We start from the raw sequence: 5,640 nt of genomic DNA, 5'->3' as shown, positions 1-5,640 counted from the left end.
GATCATCGCCCAGGACGGGACCGGCGCGGTGAGCATCAGGGTGTTCTCGCGCGCGGCGAACATCGCGGCGAACCCGAGCAGCGCGCCGAGCCCGGCGAGGGTGAGCTGGCCGAGCCAGTCGAGCGGGGCGAACGCGGCGATGAGGCCGAAGGCCAGCACGAGCAGCGCGGCGATGTTGGTCAGGCCGCGCTGCCGGACGGGGCCGTCCCATTCGTCGATGTCGGTGTCGAGGACGCCTTTGGTCTCTTCGACGACGTCCTCGGCCAGCAAGGGGTGCGAGCGGCCCTGGGCGGGAACCAGCCACAGCTGCGCCCCGTCCACGATCTGCGCGTCGGACAACGACCGTTCCGGCGGAATCTCCTGGTTCCCGAACGGTTTCGACAGCGTCCAGCGGCGCGGGTCGGTGTTGGCGCCGAGGAGGCTGAAGCTGCGCGCCAGATCCGGCAGGTGCTGGATGATCGGGTCCTGCGAAGGCAGCGGAACATCGACCCGGCGATTGCTCTCGGGCTCTACCACCGTGACGCGCGTCATCGGCACACTCATCGGCATCCCCAGGAATGTAGGCGATCGTGACGTGGCGAGTGATCCACGGTCGATAGGGTATAGCCCGCATTAGGGCTGGAGGGAGTCGCCGTGACACAACGCCTTGTTCATCGGCCGCCGCGGTTACCGGTACCGCGGGTGGAACTGGAACCGGTGCAGGTGGCCGCGCCGCTGACGCTGCCGGGGCGCGCCGCAGGCGGCGGTGCGGGCAGCACGGTGATGTCGATCCTGATGCCGGTGGTCGGCGGCGGAGTCATGGTCGCCTCGCTGGCCGCCCGCGGCAACGCCCTCATGCGCGTGGCCGCGGTGTGCCTGTTCGTGGTGATGCTGCTCGGCACGGTGGCGATGGTGATCCACCGCAATTCCGGCAAGAACAAGGAACTGCAGCAGCAGCGGCAGCGCTATTCCGAGCACATCGCGGAGATCCGCGAGGTCATCCGCACCGCCCGCGCCGAACAACGCGCGGCCGCCGAACACGTGCATCCGGAGCCGTTGGCGCTGATCGACGTGGTGCACAACCCCGAGCGGCGGTGGGAACGCAATCGGCAGGCTCCCGACTTCCTGCTGGCCCGGCTGGGATCGGGCACCGACGCGCTCTGGCGCCCGGTGGAAGTCGGCTCGGTCGGTACGCAGCTGGCCAACCCGGACCCGATCACCCAGGCCGAGGCCGCCATGGTCACCGGCAGGCTGGCGCAGCTGACGAACATGCCGCTCGCGGTGCCGTGGCACGGAACCGTGTCGGTCGTCGGGATGCCGGAGCTGACCCGCGCCGCGCTGCGCGCGATGGTCGCCCAGGTCGCCGCGCTGCACGCGCCGAACGAGGTGCAGCTGGCGTGGGCGGTCGGGCGCAACGTCATCGGCGAGTTCGACTGGATCAAGTGGCTGCCGCACACGATCGACAGCTCGCAGTGGGACGGCACCGCCCCGCGCCGCCTCGTCGCCGACACCGCCTCCGGCCTGGTGGGGATGCTTCGCGGCGAACTGGACCGGCGCCTCAACGCGGCCTCCACCCGCAGCTGGGGCCAGACCCCGACGGTGCGCGGCCCGCACCTGGTGGTCATCACCGATCAGGTCTCCGCGGGCAGCGCCGAACTCTTCGCCGACAGCGGCGGCGTTTCGCTGGCGGACATCAAGGTGTCGCAGGTGGTGCTGGTGCCGGACCGGCGGCTCGAACCCGCGCACGTCGACGTCCGCGTCACCGTCGACGGCGACGCCGCCAGCGTCGAAGACCTCCGCCCGACGCCGAATCCGCACGACCCTGCCCAGGCCGGGCGGGCGGAACAGCAACGGCTGGCCGGGGCGCGGGAGGGCACGCTCGATCACGTCAGCGTTCCGGTGATGACCAGGCTCGCCCGGGAACTGTCGCCCTACCGCCTGGTCGCCGACGCCAACCAGTCCATGTCGGCGGACACCGGCGGCGACCTGCGGTCCCTTTTGGACATCGCGGACGAGGCCACGTTCGACGTCGGCAAGGCGTGGGCACCGCGCACCGAGGGCGAGTTCCTCAAAGTTCCCTTCGCGGTGGGCGATTCCGGCCGCCCGATCACCCTCGACATCAAGGAGGCCGCGCAAGGCGGGATGGGACCGCACGGGCTGTGCGTGGGCGCCACCGGCTCCGGCAAGAGCGAGTTCCTGCGCACCCTCGTGCTCGCGCTGGCCATGACCCATCCGCCCGAGCGGCTGAACATGATCCTGGTGGACTACAAGGGCGGCGCGACCTTCGCCGGGCTCGGCGAGCTGCCGCACACCAGCGCCATGGTCTCGAACCTCTCCGACGACACCGGCCTGGTGGACCGGCTGCACGACGCGGTCCTCGGCGAGATGACGCGCAGGCAACGCATCCTCGCCGATGCGGGATCGCTGGCCAGCTTGGTGGAATACCAGGAGAAGCGGGAAGCGGGCGAGGACCTCGAACCGCTGCCGAACCCGTTCATCGTCATCGACGAGTTCGGTGAGCTGCTCACCGCGAAGCCGGACTTCGTCGAGCTGTTCCTGCAGCTCGGCCGCATCGGCCGTTCGCTGGGCCTGCACCTGCTGCTGGCCTCGCAGCGGCTGGAGGAAGGCAAGATCAAAGGGCTCGAGTCCTACCTCTCGTACCGGATCGGGCTGCGCACCTTCAACGAGCAGGAATCCCGCACGGTGCTCGGCGTCCCGGACGCGTACCACCTGCCCAGCGCGCCGGGCAACGGCTACCTCGGCGCCGAGCACGGCCTGAGCGAACGCTGGAAGGCGCTCTACGTCTCCGGCGACTACCAGGCCCCTTCCGGCGTGGAAAGCGCCCAGGAAACCCCCCGGCTGGCGCCGTTCACCCCGTACAACGAAGCCCAAGCCTGGCTGAACCAGCACGCGCACCTGCAGCCGAAGACCGCGAAGATCGACCGCGACAAGCGCACCGTCTCCGAACCGACCGTGCTCGACGTCGTCGTCCAGCGCGTTTCGCAGCAGCCCGGTGCTCGCGCCAGGCAGGTCTGGCTGCCGCCGCTGCCCGCGACGATGGCGCTGTCGGCAGCGATCGGCCGCGTCGAACCGGACCGCACCTACGGGCTGTCCGCGGTCGACCGGCGGTGGCACGGTTCGCTGGCGATCCCGATGGGCACCGTCGACATCCCCGCCGAGCAGCGCCAGGAACCGCTGGTCGCCGACCTCGCCGCCAGCGGAGGGCACCTGGCGATCCTCGGTTCGCCGCAGAGCGGCAAATCCACCGCGCTGCGCACCCTGATCCTCGGCGGCGCGCTGACCCACACGCCCAGCGATCTGGCGTTCTACTGCGTCGATTTCGGCGGCGGCACGCTCAACGGCCTCGACCGGCTGCCGAACGTCGCCGGGGTCGCCGACCGCTTGGCGCCCGACCGGGTGCGCCGCACCATCAGCGAGATCGCCACGCTGCTCGGCGAGCGCGAAGCCCTCTTCGCCGACTACCGCCTGGATTCCGTGCAGGCGATGCGCGATCAGCACCGCGCTGGCAAGCTCCCGGAGCTCACCAGCGCGGACATCTGCCTGGTGATCGACGGGTATCTGGCGCTGCGGCAGGACTTCGAGGACCTGCTGGAGGTGGTGCACGACATCGCCTCCCGCGGTGCCGGCTTCGGGGTGCACGTCGTGGTCACCGCGGGCCGCTGGACCGACCTGCGGATGCAGATCCAGTCGGTCATCGCGAACAAGCTGGAGCTGCGCCTGCACGATCCGCTGGACACCACGGTCAAGCGCAAGCTCGCCGAGAACATCAAGGTTCCCGGCCGCTGCCTGACCGACCGCGGACTGACCGGGCACATCGCGCTGCCCCGCATCGACGGCCACGCCGATCCGGCGACCATCACCGCGGGCGTGCAGCACGCGGTCGACGAGGTCGTGCGGCATTGGAGCGGCCCGGTCGCGACGCCGGTGCGGATGCTGCCGGAGCGGCTGGACCACCGTTCCTTCGCCGAACGCGCACCCGACCGCAAGGTGCTGCGCCTCGGGGTGGACGAGACCGAGCTGCGGCCCACCACCGTCGACCTCTTCGGCGACGACCCGCACCTGCTCGTCTTCGGCGACACCCAGGCCGGCAAGACTTCGCTGCTGCGCCTGATCGTCGAGGACTTCACGAGCCGCTACGGCAGCGACGAGGTCGTGTTCGCGCTGTTCGACCCGCGGCGCAGCATGTTGGAGGGCATCGACGACGAATACCTCGGCGGCTACGCGCACAACACCGCCGTGGCCGGCGGGCTCGCCGAAGGCATGGCCGGAGAACTCGCGAAACGGCTCCCGCCGGAGGACGTCACCGTTGAGCAGTTGCGCACCCGTTCCTGGTGGCGCGGCCCGGAGATCGTGGCGCTGGTCGACGACTACGATCTGCTCACCACCGGCGGCGCGAACCCGCTGGCGCCGTTCCTGCCGTACCTGCAGCAGTCCCGTGACATCGGGTTCCACGTGGTTCTGTGCCGTCGCTCCAGCGGCTCCAGCCGCTCGTTGTACGAGCCGTTCGTGCAGGGTGTGAAGGAGTCCGGGGCGGCCGGTCTGCTGCTGTCCGGCGACCGCAGCGAGGGGAAGATGTGGCCGGAGGTCTACTTCAGCCAGCAACCCGCCGGCCGCGGCACTCTGGTGCGCCGCGGCCGCAAACCGCTGCTCGTGCAAACGGCGTACGTGCCGCGCTCGGACGAGGAACCGGCGACGCCGCCCGGCGGAACTGCTGTCCCGCAAGGCTGATCGGGCTGGTCCGGTTGCCCGCCGGGGTGGTTTTCCGCAAGCGGCCCCGGCGGGCCCGGGTGGTGTCGTACACTCGCGCTGATCTGTCGTGATCACGGCTGGTAGTCGCGGGTGAACGCTGCGCGCCGGGCTTGTTCGTGCCGGGTCGCCGTTCGCGCCGAGGTGTCGGTGCGGGCTGGTCGCGGGGAGTGGGTCTCGTGCGGTGGGGTTGCGGTGGCGGATTTTCCGGGGCACTTGTTCTCGTTGGGTGGTTCGCCGGAGGCGATCGCGGGTTCGGCTCGCCGGTATGACCGTTTCGGCGAGTCCGCGTCGCACGCGGCGGAGCGGATCACCGGCATGGATACCGGCCAGTTCCAGGGTCCGGAGGGTGAGCAGTTCCGGGAGAAGATCGATTCGGAGTTGCCGCCGGATCTACGGGTGACGGGCACGGCGTTCAGCCAGGTCGGCTCGGCGTTGTCCCGGTTTTCCTCGCGGTTGTCCGAGCTTCAGGGGCGGATGCGGCCGTTGGCGCAGCAGGCGCCTGGGTTGTGGGAGCAGCTCAAGGCCAGCGAGGGCCGTGTGGAGCGGGCGCGGTCCGCCGACCGGGCTCATGCGGACAAGGTCCGCGACGAACAAGCCCATGCTCCGGCGGGGCATCCGCCACCGCCCGCAGCGCCGTATGAGTCGGACGCGGGGGATGCGTCGGCGGCGTTGTCGTCGGCTCGGGTGGCGTGGCAGGACTGCGTGGACAAGGCCAACGGTCTGCGCACGGAGATGACCGCTGCGGCCCGGGAGTGCACGAATCGCATCAACGAGGCCAAGGGGATGCGGTTCAAAGAACCCCCGGCCAGCTACGACCTGATCGGTCAGGGACAGGACTTCATCCGCGAGAACAAGGATGTGCTCAAGGAGATCTCCTCGGCGCTGAAGGTC

The 5,640-nt window shown here is 70.3% G+C and carries 3 protein-coding genes; 2 read left to right on the top strand and 1 reads right to left on the bottom strand.

Going from position 1 to position 5,640, the window contains the following annotated elements; translation table 11 throughout:
- Positions 1–531: EsaB/YukD family protein (locus IJH84_RS02575; protein ID WP_295139779.1), on the bottom strand; the 531-nt coding region annotated here is incomplete at its 3' end.
- 150 nt (positions 532–681) lie between these two features.
- Here IJH84_RS02575 and eccCb point away from each other — a divergent pair.
- Entirely contained in the window at positions 682–4,728 is a 4,047-nt protein-coding gene (eccCb, locus tag IJH84_RS02570) for a type VII secretion protein EccCb (protein WP_295139777.1), read from the top strand.
- A 213-nt stretch (positions 4,729–4,941) separates the two neighbouring features.
- Positions 4,942–5,640, top strand: a 699-nt coding sequence (locus IJH84_RS02565; protein WP_295139775.1) for a putative T7SS-secreted protein, incomplete at its 3' end; no start/stop codon positions are given.

The organism is Saccharopolyspora sp. (genome assembly GCF_017434145.1).
Classification (GTDB): domain Bacteria; phylum Actinomycetota; class Actinomycetes; order Mycobacteriales; family Pseudonocardiaceae; genus Saccharopolyspora_C; species Saccharopolyspora_C galaxeae.
This window is presented reverse-complemented; position numbering and strand designations above follow the sequence as displayed.